Here is an 18,596-nt window from a genome sequence, read left to right as displayed (position 1 = left end):
TGTTCGCGCGCCACGCGGGCCCGCGCCGGTCAGTTGACGAAGCGCAGGTCGGCGATGGCGCCGCTGGAGACGAGCATGACGTACAGGTCGGTGAGCATGAGGGTGCCCAGCGTCGTCCACGCCAGCGTCATATGCCGATTGTTGAGTTTGGTGATCTGGGTCCAGATCCAGTACCGCACGGGGTGCTTGGAGAAGTGTTTCAGCCTGCCCCCGGTGATGTGCCTGCACGAATGGCAGGACAGCGTGTACGCCCAGAGCAGCACCACGTTGACCACCAGGACGACGTTGCCGAGCCCGAAGCCGAAACCGCCGGTTTCGCCGTGGAAGGCCAGGATCGCGTCGTAGGTGTTGACCAGCGAGATGATCAGGGCGACGTAGAAGAAGTACCGGTGCGCGTTCTGGATGATCAGCGGCAGCCGGGTCTCCCCGGTGTACTTCGCGTGCGGTTCGGCGACCGCGCAAGCCGGCGGCGACAACCAGACGGACCGGTAGTACGCCTTGCGGTAGTAGTAGCAGGTGAGCCGGAATCCCAGCAGGAAAGGCAGTGCCAGGAATCCGAGCGGGACGATTCCCGGCAGTTCCCCGAACGGCGTGCCGAAATGGCTGGAGCCGGGGACACAGGAATCGCTGAGACACGGCGAGTAGAACGGCGTCAGGTAGTGATACGCGTCGACCCAGTAGAAGTCGCGCATGAACGAGCGGATCGTCGCGTAGACGACGAAGACGGCCAGTCCGCCGGTCGTCAGCAGTGGCGACAGCCACCACCGGTCCGTACGCAGGGTCCGGTCGGCGATCCGGGCGCGTGCGCCCGAGAACACTCCGGTCCCGCTCCCGCCTGCCCTGCCGCGAGCGGGCGCGCTCACCGCTGGTGACGCTGGTAGCCGCCGACGCCCTCGTCATCGGCGCCGTGCCACAGGGACTCGTCGTACGGCGTGTCCGGGACGACGATGCTCTCCGGTGCCGAGGCGGAACGTTGCAGGGGCGCGGGCTGCACCTGGTCGAGTTCCACCGCGTCGATGTCGAGGCGTTCGATGTCGTTGCTCAGCCTGCGGACCGCGGGGGCGTCCCCGTAGCGCGCTCGCAGGGAACCGACGCATTGCCGCAGTTGCCCGATGGTGCGGCGAAGTTCCGTGAGTTCGGTGGTGGTCATCGGTTCTACCTCCGTCAATTCGTAGCGCGCGCCACGCTGCTTCCCTTCCGCCGTGCCCGGCGGCCGCGGCGTCGCGCTACCGACCTTGCCTTGCGGTGTGCAGTGTGACAAGTAGCACACCAGCGTGCCGACTCAGTGATGGGGGTCACGTTTTGTGATCTTCTGGATCGATTTTGTTGCGGGCGGGTGTCTGGGTTAGTGTGGCTGCTGTCACCACCGAGCGACGTCAGTGCCGCCGTCCGCCGGACCACCAGTCCCCGGCCGCGTCTGGCATTTCCGTGGTCGCGGTATTCGCGCCGAGACGGGTTCCTGACGGTGCTGGCGGAAAGCCCGAGTACGACATCGGTACGAGGACTCATCCCCGCCCCCAGGCAACCGTCTCGATCACGAATCCCCTCGACCGGGAAGTACCGGACACGCCCCAGTGATCCGAGGCGGAATTCTTCATGAGCAGTGCGCATCACGACCCCGTCCACCCCGTCGTCGCCGACGTCACCCGGCGCCTCGTCGAGCGCAGCGCGGCGACCCGCACCGCCTATCTGGAACGCATGGCCGCCACCCGCGCCCAGGGCCCGGCGCGTGCGGGGATGGCGTGCAGCAACCTGGCGCACGGTTTCGCCGCCTGCGAGGGTTCGGACAGGCTGGCAATCCGGGGACTGCGCAAGCCCGGCATCGCGATCGTCTCCGCGTACAACGACCTGCTCTCGGCACACCAGCCGCTGCGGGACTTCCCCGAGTGGATCAAGTCCGCTGCCCGCTCGGCGGGTGGCGTGGCGCAGTTCGCCGGTGGTGTTCCGGCCATGTGCGACGGCATCACGCAGGGCCGTGCCGGCATGGAGCTGTCCCTGTTCAGCCGCGAAGTGATCGCGATGGCCACCGGTGTCGCGCTCTCCCACGAGATGTTCGACGGCGCCCTGATGCTGGGCGTGTGCGACAAGATCGTTCCCGGCCTGCTCATCGGGGCGCTGTCGTTCGGTCACCTGCCGATCGTGCTGGTGCCTGCCGGGCCGATGACCTCCGGTCTGCCGAACAAGGAGAAGGCGCGCGTCCGGCAGCTCTTCGCCGAGGGCAAGGCGACCCGGGAGGACCTGCTGGAGGCCGAGTCGGCGTCCTACCACTCGGCGGGGACCTGCACCTTCTACGGGACCGCGAACTCGAACCAGATGGTCGTCGAGGTGATGGGCCTGCACCTGCCCGGTGCCAGCTTCGTTCATCCCGGGACCCCGATGCGCAAGGCGCTGACCGAGGAGGCGGGGCGGCGGGTCGTCGCACTGGCCCGGGACGAGGAGTACACGCCCATCGCCGAGGTGGTCGACGAGAAGGCCGTCGTCAACGGCGTCGTGTCGCTGCTGGCGACAGGCGGTTCGACCAACCACACTCTGCACCTCGTCGCCATCGCCGCGGCGGCGGGGATCCAGCTCACCTGGGACGACTTCGCCGACCTCTCGGCGATCGTCCCGCTGCTGGCGAACGTGTACCCGAACGGCAGCGCGGACATCAACCACTTCCACGCCGCCGGCGGCGTGCAGTTCCTCGTGGGCACCCTGCTCGACCACGGTTTCCTGCACGAGGACGTGCGCACCGTGGCCGGCGACGGACTGCACCACTACCGCCGCGAACCGGTACTCGACGGGGACACGCTGACCTGGCGGGAGGTGCCCACGCGCAGCCTGGACCGCGACGTCCTGCGCTCCGCCGACGATCCCTTCGCCCCGGACGGCGGACTCCGCATGATCTCCGGCAACCTCGGGCGGGCCGTGATCAAGGTGTCCGCCGTCGCCCCGCAGCGGCGCGTGGTGCACGCTCCGGCGCGGGTGTTCACCACACAGGAAGGGTTCGACGTGGCCTTCCGGGCGGGCGAGCTCGATCGTGACATCGTCGTGGTGATCCGGAACCAGGGTCCGCAGGCGAACGGGATGCCGGAGCTGCACGGTCTCACTCCCGCACTGGGCGTGCTGATGGATCGCGGACACCAGGTGGCGCTGCTGACCGACGGCCGGATGTCCGGCGCCTCGGGCAAGGTTCCGGCCGCCATCCAGCTCACGCCGGAGGCCGCGGCGGGCGGGCCGCTGTCCCGGGTGCGAGACGGCGACGTCGTCCGGCTCGACGCCGATGCAGGTGAGCTGGACGTGCTCGTCGAATCCGCGGAGCTGGCTGCCCGTCCGGTGGTCGACGGTCCGCCGGACGAGGCATCCTGGGTCGGGACGGGACGCGAACTGTTCGCGCCGTTGCGCCGGGCCGTCGGCCCCGCCGACCAGGGCGCCACGGTCTTCGGCGCGGTGACGCCGGGGCACTTCGGCGTCCCGGCGGGTGCCCGGTCCTGACGGACCGACCGGAACACCATTTCCTTTGTGCCGCAACGACAATCCACTCCATGGAGGTTTCCGTGACCACCGGGTCAGACCTGCTCGACCTGTCCCCCGTGATGCCTGTGGTCGTCCTCGACGACCCGGCCGACGCCGTTCCGACCGCGCGCGCCCTGCTCGCGGGCGGGGTACCGGTGATCGAACTGACCCTGCGCACCGACACCGCACTGGAATCGATCCGCCGGATCGCCGCGGAGGTACCCGAGATCGTGGTGGGAGCCGGAACGGTGACCACACCGCGGCACGCGCGACAGGCGGCCGAGGCGGGTGCGGGGTTCCTCGTCACCCCCGGGGTGACGGACGCCGTGCTGGACGCCGCCGCTGCCACCGGTCTGCCGTTCCTGCCGGGCGCGAGCACCGTGTCGGAGGCCATGCGGCTGGCCGAGCGCGGTCTGGGTGCGCTGAAGTTCTTCCCCGCCGAGGCGTCCGGTGGTACCGACTTCCTCCGGTCGGTCGCGGGGCCGCTACCCGCCCTGCGCTTCTGCCCGACCGGCGGGATCACCGCCGGCTCGGCGGGTGGCTATCTGGCCCTGCCGAACGTGGGCTGTGTCGGTGGTTCGTGGCTGACACCGAAAGATGCGGTGGCCGCTCGGAACTTCGGGAAGATCGAACTTCTCGCGAAGCAGGCCGCGGCCCTTCGCTGACGGACGGCACGCAGCAGCGGCGAGCCGTGTGTGTGGCGCGCGGGGGTGATGTCAGTCGGTGGTGATGTCGTCCAGCATGGTCGACTCAGCTCCGAGGTCGCGCAGCTCCTCGCGGATCACCGCGTACGACAGGCCCTGTGAGTAGCCCTTGCGGCCGAGCATCCCGAGCAGGCGCCGGGTGACGGTCTGCTCGTCGAGATGGGTCATGGTGCGCAGTCTCTTTCGAACGAGTTCACGGGCCCGTTCGTCTTCCGCGTCCCGGTCCACCTCGTCGGCGGCCTCCGCGGCGATGTCCCCGTCGACGCCCTTACGACGCAGTTCGGCGACCAGTGCCTTGCGGGCCAGGCCCTGGTTGCCGTGCCTGCTGCGGACCCAGAGTTCGGCGAACGCCCGGTCGTCGACGAGCCCAGCCTGGTCGAGCTTGCCGAGTATCGTCTCACCGATCTCCGGGTCGAATCCCTTGCGCCGCAACGCTTGCCGCAGCTCGTCCTTGGAGCGCGGACGGGCGGCGAGGAGATCGAAGCAGACATCCTTCGCCTTGGTCCGCGCCTCCTCTGGCGGCAGTTCGGCGGGATTGACCTTGGCCATGCCGGAAACACCCCTTCTGACAGACCGTTCCGGGCGCGGCGGCGCCATACCGGATCCGGTCCGACCTCGGCCGCACACCGGTGGATGCACAGCATCGGCACACCCACCGGACCGGCCGTTCTCACTGCAGGGTCAGAGATCCCTGCCGGATCAGAAGTCCACCGGGGCGGGGACGATCTCGTCCTCGTCCAGCTTCGCCCCGATGCCCAGCTTGTCCTTGATGCGCTTCTCGACCTCGTTGGCGATGTCCGGGTTGTCCAGCAGGAACTTACGGGCGTTCTCCTTGCCCTGACCGAGCTGATCGCCCTCGTAGGTGTACCAGGCACCGGACTTGCGCAGGATGCCCTGATCGACGCCCATGTCGATGAGCGAACCCTCGCGGGAGACGCCCTTGCCGTACAGGATGTCGAACTCGGCCTGCTTGAACGGCGGCGCGACCTTGTTCTTGACGACCTTGACCCGGGTGCGGTTGCCGACCGGCTCGCCACCGTCCTTGAGCGTCTCGATCCGGCGGACGTCCAGCCGGACCGAGGCGTAGAACTTCAGCGCCTTGCCACCGGTGGTGGTCTCCGGGGAACCGAACATCACGCCGATCTTCTCGCGCAACTGATTGATGAAGATCGCTGTGGTGCCCGAGTTGTGCATGGCACCGGTGATCTTGCGCAGCGCCTGGCTCATCAGCCGGGCCTGCAGGCCCACGTGCGAGTCACCCATCTCGCCCTCGATCTCCGCGCGCGGCACGAGTGCGGCCACCGAGTCGATGACCAGGATGTCGAGCGCGCCGGAGCGGATCAGCATGTCCGCGATCTCCAGCGCCTGCTCACCGGTGTCCGGCTGGGACACCAGCAGCGCGTCGGTGTCCACGCCGAGAGCCTTGGCGTACTCCGGGTCGAGCGCGTGCTCCGCGTCGATGAAGGCGGCGATGCCGCCGGCCTTCTGCGCGTTGGCGACCGCGTGCAGCGCGACGGTGGTCTTACCGGAGGACTCCGGCCCGTACACCTCGACCACCCGGCCGCGGGGCAGCCCGCCGATGCCGAGGGCGATGTCGAGGGCGATGGCGCCGGTCGGGATCACCGCGATGGGGGCACGGCCCTCATCGCCCAGGCGCATCACGGATCCCTTGCCGTACTGCTTGTCGATCTGCGCAAGGGCGAGCTCGAGCGCCTTGTCCCTGTCCGGTGCTGCCGGCATGAAAACCACCTCGCTGATTGAGCCTGTGGGGCTGTTTGGCTTGTGCGGAGCTGTCTGAAGCTGTCGTCGGCGACGCTACGGGCGGGGGCCGACAATTCCAGGCCCTAGGCGGCGATCTGTGGATCGTTGACCCCGATGTGGACAACACCTTAGCCGAACACCTGTTCGACCTCCGGAGTGACACACCCTCCGCGTAGACTTTTCCGGCCGTCCGGAGCGGGCACCGCCGCTAACGCCGCTCCGCCGGGACGTCGAACGCGAAGCAGACCTCGCCCCAGATCGTTTTCGGCGACACCCCGGCGGACAGGGCCTGCTCGACGGTACGGCCGCCGAGACCGCTGAGGACGTGGTCGCTGCTCAGGGTCTCGGCCCGCAACGCGCCGAACTCCTCCGACATCAACCGCCGGAACACCGTGATTCGCATCGGTTCCAGCGTAACCGCGACCGGGATGGGTACCGTGGCCGCATGGACATCGCCCAGGACATGCCGAGCTGGGGTTCGACCGCACTGACGCTGGCCTCGATCGCGGCACTGGTCTCCGTGCTGGTGGTGCTCATCCTGCAGTGGAAGCGCAACGGCGGCGGCAAGCGGTAGCCGTTACTCCCCCGGCTGGATGTTCTGCTCGAAGTAGTCCGAGATCGCCGAAGGACTGGACGCGGTCGGCTGGTCGGTGGAGTTCACCTGGTAGATGAACCCGACGAGCGGGCGATCCGGCACGGTGAAGACCAGCACCGAGGAGTTGCGCCCCGCGGCCGCGGTGTACCGGCCGGTCAGCCCGTTGCCCTTCCAGTCGGCCTGCACCTGATCGCCTCCGGTGGAGCTGAGCAGTCCGTCGGTGTATTGCGAGAGCAGGTCGGGTGAGCTGCCGTGGATGTAGGTGACCTGAGCCCCGGCCAGCCCGGGAGCCGAGCAGGTAGCGGTGACACCGAGATTCTCCTGGTCGGGAGCGGCGGGACTGTTTCCGGCGCCGGTGACGCACTGCCCGTCGGCGACCCCGCCCGCGAGCTGGCGCAGGCAGCCGGTGAAGCCCTTGTCGTCGGCCTGGCCGGGTTGCGCGCACTCCTGCGCGGTGTAGGTGGCGGCCGCGGATCCTGAGGGCACGAGGAAGAACGCGGCCACACCACCGATCAGCAGCACGGCGGCCACCGCGATGCCGATCAGCAGCTTCTTCCGGCCGCCCGCTCCGCTCTCCGTCTCCTTCGCCACCGGGAAACTGGGGAAGTTCGACGGCGCCTGCTGTCCGGACGCACCGGGTCCGCCGGGGCCGCCGCCCTGGTAGCCGCCGTACTGCGGTGCCCCCTGGTAGCCGCCGGGGGGCGGGGGTGCCTGGGCGGCATGCGGTCCGGTGCGGTGCGGTGCGGTCTGTGGGTACGTCCCGGTGGCGGCGACCTGCCCCTCGACGTTCTGTGTCCGCATGCTGAGGCCGTCGGCGGCGACATGGTGGGCACCGAGCGCCACCGCCGTCTCGGGCTGGTCGAGGCTCGCCGGGACGACCCCCAGCTTCTCGGCGATCATCGTACCGACCAGCGGCAGCCTGCTCGAACCGCCGACCAGGTAGATGCCCGCCAGGTGCTCGGGTGCCAGACCGGCCGAGCGGACCGTCCTGGCCAGTAGTTCGACACTGCGCAGCATCGCCGGCCGGACCAGCGCCTCGAGCTCCGCTCTGGTGACGAGCACGTCGGCGAAGGGTTCCGGCATCGGCACCTCGGTCTGCGGATGCCGGGAGAGCGCCTCCTTCGCCGCCTTGACGTCCTCCTGCAGCGCGCGCCGGGTCCGCCGGTCCGGGGTGGACTCCGGGCGCAGCAGTCGCTGCCAGCGCTGCGGATCGCGGTGCGAGACCTCGCGGCCCACGTGCACCAGCAGGGCCTGGTCGACGTCCAGCCCGCCGAGATCGGGCAGACCGTCCTCGGCGAGCACGGTGAACCCGTTCTGGGTGGCGCCGACGACCGCGACGTCGAAGGTGCCCGCGCCGAGGTCGTAGACGGCGAGCGCCTGACCGGGGGCGAGCGTCTTGCCGGGGAACGAGGCGAAGTGCGCGGCCGCGGCCACCGGCTCCGGGACCAGGGACACGGCCCGGCCCATGCCCGCCAGGCGCGCGGAGGAGAGCAGCACGTTGCGCCGCACCGGCCCCCACTGCGCGGGGTGGGTCAGCCGCACCTCGTCGGGCTGGTCCCCGCCGAGCTGGCGGGAGGTCTCCTCCAGCACCCGGCGCAGGATCGCCGCGAGCGCCTCGTTCACCGGGACGATGTCGTCGCCGAGCAGCAGCGTCTGCTCGTCCACGCGGCGCTTCGGGTTGGGCTCGAAACGGGTCGGGTCCAGACGCGCGCGACGTTCGGCGTCCCGGCCGATCATCAGCGTGCCGTCCTCGCCCGCGAACACGGCGGAGGGCATGGTCGCCGAGCCGTCCACCTCGACCACCCGTGGCGCACGTCCGTGTGCGGACAGCACCGCCACCGTGTTGGACGTACCGAGATCCACCGAAAGGACCCGCACAGCTCTCCCTCGCATGTCGTGTGCCGGGCAGGGATGCCCCGTGCGGCCCGCCGCGCCCCGCCGGCCGCGACCGGCACGATCCGCCCAGCTCCGCGATGATGCTGCCATGCCCGTGCCCCGGACGGGGACGGGCCCGCCGGATCGGTGACCCCCGCCGAAACTGTCGGTGCGGAGCGCGAGGATGGTGCCGTGGCTGCTTCCGGGAGCACGTCCGGTCCGCCGGACGTGCTCGACCTGTTCTCCCCGGCGACGCGTGACTGGTTCGCCGGTGCCTTCGCCGCGCCCACCAGCGCGCAGGAGGGGGCATGGCGCGCGGCGCACGCCGGCGAGCACGCGCTGGTGGTGGCACCGACCGGTTCGGGCAAGACGCTGGCGGCTTTTCTCTGGGGACTGGACCGGCTGGCCGCCGGCCCCGGCCCGGAGTCGGCCACCCGGCGCTGCCGGGTGCTGTACGTGTCGCCGCTGAAGGCGCTGGCGGTGGACGTCCAGCGCAATCTTCGCGCGCCGCTGGCCGGGATCTCGCAGGCCACGCGCAGGCTCGGTTCGCCCGCCCCGGAGATCGAGGTCGGCATGCGCACCGGGGACACCACCGCGGCCGAACGACGCGGCTTCAGCCGTACCCCACCGGACGTGCTGGTCACCACCCCGGAGTCACTGTTCCTGGTCCTCACCTCGGCCGCCAGGGAGTCGCTGCGCGGGGTGGAGACGGTGATCGTCGACGAGGTGCACGCCGTGGCCGGGGGCAAGCGGGGCGCGCACCTGGCACTGTCGCTCGAACGACTGGACGAACTGCTCCCCCGGCCTGCCCAGCGGATCGGACTGTCGGCCACGGTCCGCCCGGTCGACGAGGTCGCCGCGTTCCTGGCCGGCGGCCGGCCGGTCCGGGTCGTGCAGCCAGAACTCGCCAAGACGATCGAGGTGCGGGTCGAGGTCCCGGTGGACGACATGGCCAACCTGGACGCCCCGGGTGCCCCAGGACCGGAGCCGGGAAGCGGGGACGAGGACGCCCCGCTCGACGAACTGCCGGCCACCGCCGGGCGCAGGCCGTCGATCTGGCCCGCGGTGGAGGAACGGGTGCTGGAGCTGATCCGCGCCCATCGGTCGACGATCGTGTTCGCGAACTCGCGCCGCCTCACCGAACGGCTGACCTCACGGCTCAACGAGCTCGCGGCGGAGGCCACCGGTGGCGCTCCGGCGGGAGAACTGGTCGCGGGGCAGGGATTCCCGGCGGAGGCGATCGGCGAGTCGGGCCTGAGCACCGGCGCCGAGGCGACCGTGGCCAGGGCGCACCACGGGTCGATGTCGCGTGAGCAGCGCACCCGCGTCGAGGAGGAACTCAAGAGCGGCACCCTGCCGTGCGTGGTGGCCACCTCCTCGCTGGAGCTGGGCATCGACATGGGCGCGGTGGACCTGGTGGTGCAGATCGAGGCCCCGCCGACCGTGGCGTCCGGCCTGCAGCGGGTCGGCCGGGCGGGGCACCAGGTGGGTGCGGTCTCGCAGGGCGTCATGTTCCCGAAGTTCCGCGGCGACCTGGTGTCCTGCGCGGTGGTGTCCGAGCGGATGTCCGCGGGCGCCATCGAGGCCGTGCGCTACCCGCGCAATCCGCTCGACGTGCTCGCCCAGCAGATCGTCGCGATGGTCGCGCTGGAGCCGCGCGGGGTGGAGGAACTGGCGGCGGTCGTGCGGCGGGCGGCGCCGTTCACCGCCCTGCCCGACGACGCGCTGCACGCCGTGCTGGACATGCTCTCCGGCCGTTACCCCAGCGAGGATTTCGGCGAGCTGCGGGCCCGGATCACCTGGGACAGGGTCGCCGGGCAACTGCACGGACGGCCCGGGTCCCAGCGGCTCGCGGTCACCTCCGGCGGCACGATCCCCGACCGGGGCCTGTTCACCGTGATGACGCCGGGGGCGGAAGGCAGGCCAGGATCGCGGGTGGGCGAGCTCGACGAGGAGATGGTGTACGAGTCGCGGGTCGGCGACACGATCCTGCTCGGCACCTCCTCGTGGCGGGTCACCGACATCACGCACGACCGGGTACTGGTGGTTCCCGCTCCCGGGGAACCGGCCAGGATGCCGTTCTGGAAGGGCGACGCTCCGGGCAGGCCGCTGGAACTGGGCAGGGCACTGGGCGCCTTCCTCCGCGAACTGTCCACATCGGACTCCGAGACGGCGCGGGCGCGGGCCGCGGCGGCGGGGCTGGACGAGCGCGCTCGCGACAACCTGCTCGGTTATCTCGACGAGCAGCGGGAAGCCACCCGGCACGTGCCGAACGACCGGACGGTGCTGCTCGAGCGGTTCCGCGACGAACTGGGTGACTGGCGGGTCGTTCTGCACTCGCCGTTCGGCGGGCAGGTCAACGCCCCGTGGGCGCTGGCGATCGCGGCACGGCTGCGGGAGAACCGCGGGGTCGACGCCCAGGTCGCGCACTCCGACGACGGGATCGTGCTGCGGCTGCCGGACGCGCTCGACGAGGACGGGGGGTCGGTACTGGTCGGTGTCGAGGACGTGCTGCTCGATCCCGAGGAGGTAGAGGCCCTGATCGTGGCCGAGGTCGGCGGTTCGGCGCTGTTCGCGTCCCGGTTCCGCGAGTGCGCGGCGCGATCGCTGCTGCTGCCCCGGCGCGACCCGCGCAGGCGCACTCCCCTGTGGCAGCAACGGCAACGCGCCTCCCAGCTTCTCTCGGTCGCGGCGAAGTACGAACGGTTCCCGGTGGTGCTGGAGGCGATGCGGGAATGTCTGCAGGACGTGTACGACGTCGGCGGGCTGCGGGACCTCATGGCGGACGTGCACGCCCGGCGGATCCGGGTGGTGGAGGTGGAGACGCCGTCGCCCTCGCCGTTCGCGCGCAGCCTGCTGTTCGGCTACGTCGGTATGTTCCTCTACGAGACCGACGCACCGCTGGCCGAGCGCCGGGCGGCCGCACTGTCACTGGACTCGACGCTGCTGGCGGAACTGCTGGGCACCGAGGCGATCCGGGAACTGCTCGACGCGGAGGTCGTCGCCGAGGTCGAGCGCTCGCTGCAGCGGCTCGATCCCGACCGGCACGCGCGGCACGCCGAGGACGCCGCGGACCTGTTGCGCTTCCTCGGTGACCTGTCCGTCGAGGAGGCGGCCGAGCGCGGTATCGAGAGCGGGTGGCTGGCCGAGCTGGAGACGGCACGCCGGGCCATCCGGGTGCGGATCGCCGGGGCCGAGCGGTTCATCGCCATCGAGGACTCCGGCCGGATGCGGGACGCGCTCGGAGTGGCGCTGCCGGTCGGTGTGCCGGAGGCGTTCACCGAACCCGTCGCCGATCCGCTCGGTGACCTGCTCGCGCGGTTCGCCCGTACCCGTGGCCCGTTCGCGGTGTCCCGGGCGGCGGAGCGGTTCGGGCTCGGCCCGGCGGTGGTCTCCGGCGTGCTGGACCGGCTGACCGGCGAGGGCAGGCTGGTGCGCGGCGAGCTGAGTCCGGAACCGTCCGGTACCGGCATGGAGTACTGCGACGCGGCGGTACTGCGCCGCTTGCGCAGGAGCTCGCTTGCCAGGCTGCGCGCGGAGGTCGAGCCGGTGGAACCGGCGGCGCTGGGCCGGTTCCTGCCCGCCTGGCACGGAATCGGCGCACGATTGCGGTCGGCGCCGACCGCCGACGACGTGTTGTCGGTGGTGGAACAACTCGCCGGAGCGCCGCTGCCGGCGAGCGCGCTGGAATCGCTGGTGCTGCCGGGCAGGCTCCCCGGTTATCACCCCGCGCTGCTGGACGAGCTGACCACGGCGGGCGAGGTGACCTGGAGCGGGTGCGGGGCGCTGCCGGGCAGCGACGGCTGGGTGGCCCTCGCCCCGTCCGACGTCGCCGAACTACTGCTGCCGGATCCCGAGGACGACCCGCCGGAGAGCCCGCTGCACGCCGCCGTGGTCTCCGCGCTGGATGGTGGCGCGCTGTTCTTCCGGCAGCTCACCGACCGGGTGGCCCCGTTGCTGGAGGCCGCGCCGGGAGACGGCGACGTGGTGGCCGCGCTGTGGGACCTGGTGTGGGCGGGCGTGGTCACCGGCGACACACTCGCCCCGCTGCGTGCGCAGGTGGCCGGGCGCGGGGCCGCGCACAAGCCGCGGCGGTCGGCACCGCGAGGACGGTATGCCCGGCTGCGGGCGGGGCGTCCGGCGATGCCGTCCCGGACCGGCCCGCCGACCGTCGCCGGACGGTGGGCGCTCGTGCAGCCCCGAGCCGCCGATCCGACCCGGCGGGCTCTGGCCCGGACCGAGGCGTTCCTGGAACGGCACGGGGTACTCACCAGGGGCGCGCTGGAGACCGAGCGGGTGACCGGTGGTTTCTCGGGGGTATACAAGGTTCTCCGTGGGATGGAGGACTCCGGGCAGGTGGTGCGCGGGTACGTCGTGGAAGGACTCGGCGCGGCGCAGTTCGCGGCGCGCGGCGCGGTCGACCAGTTGCGTGCACTCGCGGATTCCGGCGCTCCCAGGGACAGGACGGGCGCGGTGGTGCTGGCGGCCACCGATCCCGCGCAGCCCTACGGTGCCGCCCTGTCCTGGCCCGCGGCCCTGGGCGACACCAAGCACCGGCCCGCGCGCAAGGCCGGGGCGCTGGCGGTGCTCGTGGACGGTGTCCCGGTGCTCTACGTGGAGCGGGGCGGGCGCTCGCTGCTGTCGTTCACCGAGGACGCGGACACGCTGCGGGCCGCGGCGCACGCGCTGACCGGCGCCGTCCGGGACGGATGGCTGGGCCAGTTGGCGGTGCAGCGCGCCGACGGCGAACAGGCGCTGACCTCGGAGCTCGCCGTGGTGCTGCGGGAAGCCGGTTTCCGGGCAACGCCGAAGGGCCTGCGGCTGCGCGCCCAGTGACCGGGCCGGGAACGCCAGGGCCGGAGCGGGCTCTCTAGACTGCGGCGCGAGCACACTGGGAGGGGAACTGTCATGGCAGTGCGCGAACTGCGCTACTTCGGGGATCCGGTGCTGACCTCGGCGTGTGACCCGGTGAAGACCTTCGACAAGGCCACCCAGGCCCTGGTGGCGGACCTGATGGACACGGTGAGAGCGCCGGGAAGGGCAGGCCTCGCCGCACCGCAGATCGGTGTCGGGATGCGGGTGTTCAGCTATGACGTCGACGGCCTGTCCGGCTATGTGATCAATCCGGAGATCGTGGAACTCTCGGCGGAGACGCACGAGATCGGCGAGGGATGCCTGTCCGTGCCGGAGCTGCGGTTCCCGACCGAACGGGCGCAGCGCGCCGTGGTGCGCGGGGTCGACCTGCGCAACGAGCCGATCACCGTGGAGGGCAGGGACGTGCTCGCCCAGTGCCTTCAGCACGAGACCGACCACCTCGACGGGGTGCTGTATCTCGACCGGCTCACCGCGGATCGCAAGCGTCAGGCGTTCAAGCAGGCACGTGGTACGTCGTGGTTCTGGAACGGTTGACCCACGCCGTCGGCGGCCGCTCGTCGGTCGTCACCGGCGGGATCGACCGCGCGAGACGGTCACCGTCCGGAACACCTGCGCCGGAGCCGGGGCCTCGCCGGACGCGGACCGGCGAGCAGGAGCCCTCGACGGCGGATCGTTCCACCCGGCGCTGAGCGGGCCGCGGACGCGTCGTGGCGGTACCGGGCCTGGCCCGACCCACACCGTCCACAATGGAATTCCACGTGGCGGCCAGGCGGGCCGGCCAGGAGAGCTCGGTGTCGGCGAGATCGTCATGATCCGGTGGCGATCTCCCGCCCGGACGGTCCCGCACCGCGCACCTGAGCCCTGACCCGGCGGAACGCGCGTGACAGGATGGACCGATGGCCGCCGGAACGGACCCGTCGAAGGCACCGCGCCGTCCCTGGCGCGGGGTGGGGGCGGACGAACGGCAGTCCCGGCGCCGGGAACAGCTGATCGACGCCGCCTTCGCCGTGCTGGGCGCCGAGGGCGCCGCCGCCGTCACGATGCGCGGCGTGTGCCGCGAGGCGAAGCTCACCGAACGGTACTTCTACGAGAACTTCGCCAGCCGCGCGGATCTGCTCGTCGCGGTACTGGAGGCGACCACCGCCTCGGCCAGGGACACACTGATCGCCTCACTCGACGAGGGGCCGAGCGAGTTCCACGCCCTGATCCGGCACGCGGTCCGCGCGTTCACCGGTTTCGTCACCGCTGACCCACGCCGCGGCCGGGTGCTGTTCGTCGAGTCGATGGCCGCCCCCGAACTCACCACCCGTGCCATCGAACTCGTCGACGAGTTCACCGTGACGATCGCCGGGGCGCTGCGCGGTTCCCGGCCCGGCGGCGACGATCTGGATGTCGAACTGAACTCGCAGGCGGTGTTCGGCGCGCTCGCCTTCCTGTACCAGGTCTGGCTGGAGCGGCGGGTCGCACTGCCCGTGGACCGGTTCGTCGAGCACGTCTCGCAGGTGATCGAACACCTCGGCCAGGCCAGCTCGGCACCCGCCGGCGGCTGAACTCCGCGACCCGCACGCGCCGTCCTCGTCATCACGGGCGACACCCGCGCCCGCCGGCCGGACTCCCGGTACCTCCACCGGCGATCAGTCGCGCGCACACTTTGACATCAGTTGATGTTGACATTGATTGATGTCAGAAATACCGTCGGGCTTGGCACGATGAGCCGACGCGAGGAGGCATCCGATGGCCGCGACACGGTCGAGGACCGTCACCCGGGCCCGGAACGAGCCCCCTCCGGCGCATCGGGTGCGGGTGGCGATCATCGGCGCCGGATTCGGCGGCCTCGGCATGGCGATGCGGCTCAAACAGGCCGGCATCGACGATTTCGTGGTGCTGGAGCGGGCCGCCGAGGTCGGCGGCACCTGGCAGGTCAACACCTATCCGGGCGCGCAGTGCGACATCCCGTCGATCCTGTACTCGTTCTCCTTCGCCCCCAATCCGAAGTGGACCCGGCTCTACCCGCTGCAACCGGAGATCCACGAGTACCTGCGCGACTGTGCGGAGAACTTCGGTCTCGGTCCACACCTGAGGCTGGGCCACGAGGTGCTCGACGCCTCCTGGGACGAGCGGGCGGGACACTGGACCATCGTCACCGGGCACGGAACCTGGCAGGCGCAGATCCTCGTCGGCGCGATGGGCCCGTTCAGCGAACCCGCCACGGCCGACCTGCCAGGCCTGGATTCCTTCCAGGGCAAGGTCTTTCACACGGCGGCGTGGAACCACGAGCACGACATGTCCGGCGGGCGGGTGGCCGTCATCGGCACCGGCGCGTCGGCCGTGCAGATCATCCCCCGGCTGCAGCCCCGGGTCGGCGCACTCACCGTCTTCCAGCGCACGCCGACCTGGATCCTGCCGCATCCGGACCGGTCGATGACCGGACGGTCGCGCCGGATGCTGGAGCGCTTCCCCGCCGTCCAGCGGATGGCCAGGACCGGCATCGACCTGTTCCACGAATCGCTGGTACCGGGGTTCGTGTACCGGCCGGGACTGCTCACCTGGATGGACCTGCTCGGCCGCGCACATCTTCGCCGTCAGGTACGGGACCGGGAACTACGCGCCAAGCTGACCCCTGCGTACAAATTCGGCTGCAAACGCCCGACGTTCTCCAGCACGTACTATCCGGCGCTCGCCGCGGCCAATACCGAGGTCGTCACCAGCGGCATCCGCGAAGTCCGCCCGGACGGGATCGTCACCGCGGACGGCGTGACGCACGAGGTGGACACCATCGTCATGGGCACCGGGTTCCGCACCACCGACAACCCGGCGTTCGGCCGTCTGCGCGGCCGCGGCGGGCGCCCCCTGAGCGAGGTCTGGGACGGCGACGCGAGCGCCTACCTCGGCACCACGATCAACGGCTTCCCCAACCTGTTCTTCTTGCTCGGCCCCAATTCAGTGGTCTACACCTCTCAGGTGGTGACCATCGAGGCGCAGGTGACCTACGTGCTGAGCTGTCTGCGCGCGATGGACCGGCGATCGCTGACCAGCATCGAGGTGCGCGGGGACGTGCAACGGAAGTTCGTCGAGGCGGTGGACCGCGGACTGCGCGGCTCGGTGTGGAACTCGGGCGGCTGCGACAGCTACTACCTCAACGACGCCGGCCGCAACCATGTGTTCTTCCCCGGATTCAACCGGCGTTTCCGCGCCCGCACCCGGAACGTCGACCTGTCCGAATACCACACCACCGGCCAGGGGAAAGCCATGCGCCACAACGGGTCCGGCTCGACCGAGAGGAGTTCCTGATGTTCCCGTTCAGCCGGCACGGCCGGAATCCGGTGATCGATCCGCGGGGCGCCCGCCGGTACACGGCGGAGGCACACACCATCGCCGCACGCGAGGTCGAGTTCTCCTGGGACGGCGTGCCGATGCACTACGTCCCCGGTGAGGTGATGGCCACGCACAGCATCAACTTCATGCACCTGGTGCTGCCCGAGGGTGAACGCGCGATGTCCGGCGCGCTGGCCGAGGCGCTACCGCTGATCGAGGACCAGCGGTTGCACGAGGAGGTCGTCGGCTTCGTCGGGCAGGAGGCGACGCACGCCTCCTCGCACGAGGGGGCGCGGGAGCACCTGGCGTCGATCGGACTCGACGTCGAGCCGATGGTGCGGACGATGGAGTGGCTGGTCGACAACGTGCTGAGCGACCGCGGACTGACCGGGCGGGCCCGGCACGCCTGGCTGTGCGAGCGACTCGGCATGTTCGCCGCGCTCGAGCACTACACCGCGGTGGCCGGGGAATGGCTGCTGCACGCGGGTGAACTGGAACGGGCCGGAATGCATCCGATGATGCTGGATCTGGTGCGCTGGCACGGTGCCGAGGAGGTCGAGCACCGCAACGTCGCCTTCGACGCCTTCATGTACGTCGACGGCAGTTACGCCCGCCGGGTCCGCACCGCGCTGCTGGCGAGCGCCACCCTGGCCGTGCTGTACCTGTCCACGCAGGCATATCTGTTCCGCAAGGACCCGTCACCTGGCAAGGGGCGCTTCTGGTTCCTCCAGCTCATCGGTACCGCACGCCGGGGCCTGATCCCCGACCTGCGGTTCCTGGTCACCGAGATCCCGAAGTACCTGCGTCCCGGATTCCATCCGTCCCAGCTCGGGAGCATGGACGCCGCGATCCGCTACCTGTCCGGCTCCCCCGCCGCGAACGCGGGACGAGAGGGGCTCCGGGGATGACGCCGACGGCACCGGGCGGGTTCCGGCCCGGCCCCGTACTGCGCGCGGTGGGCGGGTTCAGCGCCGCCTACCGGCGGCTGTTCGCCGCGAGCCGGGTGGCACCGCTGCTGTCCCGCCCGAATCCCGTGCGCTACGAGGGATTCGACCTCGACCTCGTGATCCGCGGGACGCGCCGGGTGGCCGACGAGGTGCTCGCCCTGACACTGAACGCGGCGGACGGCGGCGAGCTCCCCACGTGGGTTCCGGGCGCCCATGTCGACGTCTTCCTGCCCTCCGGCAGGCAGCGGCAGTACTCGTTGTGCGGGGACCCGGCCGATCGGTCCGTCTACCGGATCGCGGTGCGCCAGATCGGCGACGGGCTGGGTGGCTCCCGGGAGATCCACGAGGAGCTGCGCGTGGGCGACCGGCTCACCGCGCGCGGCCCCCGGAACGCCTTCCGCCTGGTCGAGGCGGACTCGTACCTGTTCGTCGCCGGAGGCATCGGAATCACGCCGATCCTGCCGATGGTGCGCGCCTGCCACCGCCGCGGTGTGCCGTGGCGGCTGGTGTACCTGGGCCGATCGCGCGACGACATGCCCTTCCTGGACGAACTCGCCGGATTCGGCAGCGGCGTGACCCGGATCCGGCCGGACGACGAATACGGCCCGCCGGACCTCGGCGCCGTTCTGCCGGCCACCGCACCGGGAGCCGCCGTCTACCTCTGCGGGCCGCCCCCGCTGATGGCCGCGGCCCGCGCGGTCGCACGGAAGACGGCGGGGTCACTGCACGCGGAACGATTCTCCGCGCCGCCGGTCCGCGAGGGCACTCCGTTCGAGATCCGGTTGCGGCGAAGCGGAAGGACGGTGTTCGTGGGCCCGGACGAGTCCGCGCTGACGGCCATCCGCCGGGAAGTCCCCGGCCTCGCCTACTCCTGCCGGCAGGGTTTCTGCCGGACCTGCGAGGTACGGGTGCTGGAGGGCAGCGTCGAGCACCGGGACACGGCGCTGCCCACGTCCGCCCGGGCGGACGCGATGCTCGTCTGCGTATCCCGATCGGCCGGCGGACCACTCACCATCGATCTCTAGGGCG

At 71.0% G+C, this 18,596-nt stretch carries 15 protein-coding genes; 9 read left to right on the top strand and 6 right to left on the bottom strand.

Features of this window, described 5'->3' with window-relative positions; genetic code table 11:
• Nucleotides 1-29 precede the first annotated feature (29 nt).
• Both CFN78_RS04940 and CFN78_RS04935 read right to left on the bottom strand, forming a co-directional pair.
• Nucleotides 30-863, bottom strand: a complete 834-nt coding sequence (locus CFN78_RS04940; RefSeq protein ID WP_094861364.1) for a hypothetical protein — start codon at nt 861-863, stop codon at nt 30-32.
• Nucleotides 860-1,150 carry a hypothetical protein gene (locus CFN78_RS04935; RefSeq protein ID WP_094861363.1) on the bottom strand — a complete coding sequence of 97 codons (291 nt, stop codon included), beginning with the start codon at nt 1,148-1,150 and terminating at the stop codon, nt 860-862. Before CFN78_RS04935 ends, CFN78_RS04940 begins: the two co-directional genes overlap by 4 nt.
• 446 nt (nt 1,151-1,596) lie before the next feature.
• On the opposite strand from CFN78_RS04935, the gene edd reads away from it, so the two are divergent.
• Entirely contained in the window at nt 1,597-3,474 is a 1,878-nt protein-coding gene (edd, locus tag CFN78_RS04930; protein WP_094861362.1) for a phosphogluconate dehydratase, read from the top strand.
• 62 nt (nt 3,475-3,536) lie between these two features.
• Complete coding sequence (eda, locus tag CFN78_RS04925) at nt 3,537-4,160, top strand: bifunctional 4-hydroxy-2-oxoglutarate aldolase/2-dehydro-3-deoxy-phosphogluconate aldolase (protein WP_094861552.1); 624 nt, start codon at nt 3,537-3,539, stop codon at nt 4,158-4,160.
• A 51-nt stretch (nt 4,161-4,211) separates the two neighbouring features.
• Here the strand turns inward: eda and CFN78_RS04920 are convergent, their stop codons facing one another.
• The 3 genes from CFN78_RS04920 to CFN78_RS04910 all read right to left on the bottom strand — a co-directional run bounded on the left by CFN78_RS04920 (nt 4,212) and on the right by CFN78_RS04910 (nt 6,363).
• The gene (locus CFN78_RS04920; RefSeq protein ID WP_094861361.1) at nt 4,212-4,748 is read right to left on the bottom strand and encodes a regulatory protein RecX; all 537 of its coding nucleotides are present in this window, start codon (nt 4,746-4,748) and stop codon (nt 4,212-4,214) included.
• Between the two features lie 150 nt (nt 4,749-4,898).
• Nucleotides 4,899-5,939, bottom strand: a complete 1,041-nt coding sequence (gene recA / locus CFN78_RS04915) for a recombinase RecA (RefSeq protein ID WP_094861360.1) — start codon at nt 5,937-5,939, stop codon at nt 4,899-4,901.
• 229 nt (nt 5,940-6,168) lie between these two features.
• On the bottom strand, nt 6,169-6,363 hold the full coding sequence (locus CFN78_RS04910) for a DUF3046 domain-containing protein (protein WP_094861359.1): 195 nt from the start codon (nt 6,361-6,363) through the stop codon (nt 6,169-6,171).
• A 42-nt stretch (nt 6,364-6,405) separates the two neighbouring features.
• Here CFN78_RS04910 and CFN78_RS30055 point away from each other — a divergent pair, with 42 nt between their 5' ends.
• On the top strand, nt 6,406-6,534 hold the full coding sequence (locus tag CFN78_RS30055) for a hypothetical protein (RefSeq protein ID WP_276307321.1): 129 nt from the start codon (nt 6,406-6,408) through the stop codon (nt 6,532-6,534).
• A 3-nt stretch (nt 6,535-6,537) separates the two neighbouring features.
• Here the strand turns inward: CFN78_RS30055 and CFN78_RS04905 are convergent, their stop codons facing one another.
• The gene (locus CFN78_RS04905; RefSeq protein ID WP_094861358.1) at nt 6,538-8,433 is read right to left on the bottom strand and encodes an Hsp70 family protein; all 1,896 of its coding nucleotides are present in this window, start codon (nt 8,431-8,433) and stop codon (nt 6,538-6,540) included.
• Between the two features lie 189 nt (nt 8,434-8,622).
• Here CFN78_RS04905 and CFN78_RS04900 point away from each other — a divergent pair, with 189 nt between their 5' ends.
• From CFN78_RS04900 to CFN78_RS04875, 6 genes are all read left to right on the top strand, one after another.
• The gene (locus CFN78_RS04900) at nt 8,623-13,266 is read left to right on the top strand and encodes an ATP-dependent helicase (protein ID WP_094861357.1); all 4,644 of its coding nucleotides are present in this window, start codon (nt 8,623-8,625) and stop codon (nt 13,264-13,266) included.
• Between the two features lie 72 nt (nt 13,267-13,338).
• On the top strand, nt 13,339-13,839 hold the full coding sequence (def, locus tag CFN78_RS04895) for a peptide deformylase (RefSeq protein ID WP_094861356.1): 501 nt from the start codon (nt 13,339-13,341) through the stop codon (nt 13,837-13,839).
• Between the two features lie 362 nt (nt 13,840-14,201).
• Entirely contained in the window at nt 14,202-14,855 is a 654-nt protein-coding gene (locus CFN78_RS04890; protein ID WP_094861355.1) for a TetR/AcrR family transcriptional regulator, read from the top strand.
• 184 nt (nt 14,856-15,039) lie between these two features.
• Nucleotides 15,040-16,596 carry a flavin-containing monooxygenase gene (locus CFN78_RS04885; RefSeq protein WP_094861354.1) on the top strand — a complete coding sequence of 519 codons (1,557 nt, stop codon included), beginning with the start codon at nt 15,040-15,042 and terminating at the stop codon, nt 16,594-16,596.
• Nucleotides 16,596-17,528, top strand: a complete 933-nt coding sequence (locus CFN78_RS04880) for a metal-dependent hydrolase (protein WP_094861353.1) — start codon at nt 16,596-16,598, stop codon at nt 17,526-17,528. Before CFN78_RS04885 ends, CFN78_RS04880 begins: the two co-directional genes overlap by 1 nt.
• The gene (locus CFN78_RS04875; RefSeq protein ID WP_094861352.1) at nt 17,525-18,592 is read left to right on the top strand and encodes a PDR/VanB family oxidoreductase; all 1,068 of its coding nucleotides are present in this window, start codon (nt 17,525-17,527) and stop codon (nt 18,590-18,592) included. Before CFN78_RS04880 ends, CFN78_RS04875 begins: the two co-directional genes overlap by 4 nt.
• The last annotated feature ends 4 nt before the right edge of the window (nt 18,593-18,596 follow it).

The organism is Amycolatopsis antarctica (assembly GCF_002262875.1).
Classification (GTDB): domain Bacteria; phylum Actinomycetota; class Actinomycetes; order Mycobacteriales; family Pseudonocardiaceae; genus Amycolatopsis; species Amycolatopsis antarctica.
This window is presented reverse-complemented; position numbering and strand designations above follow the sequence as displayed.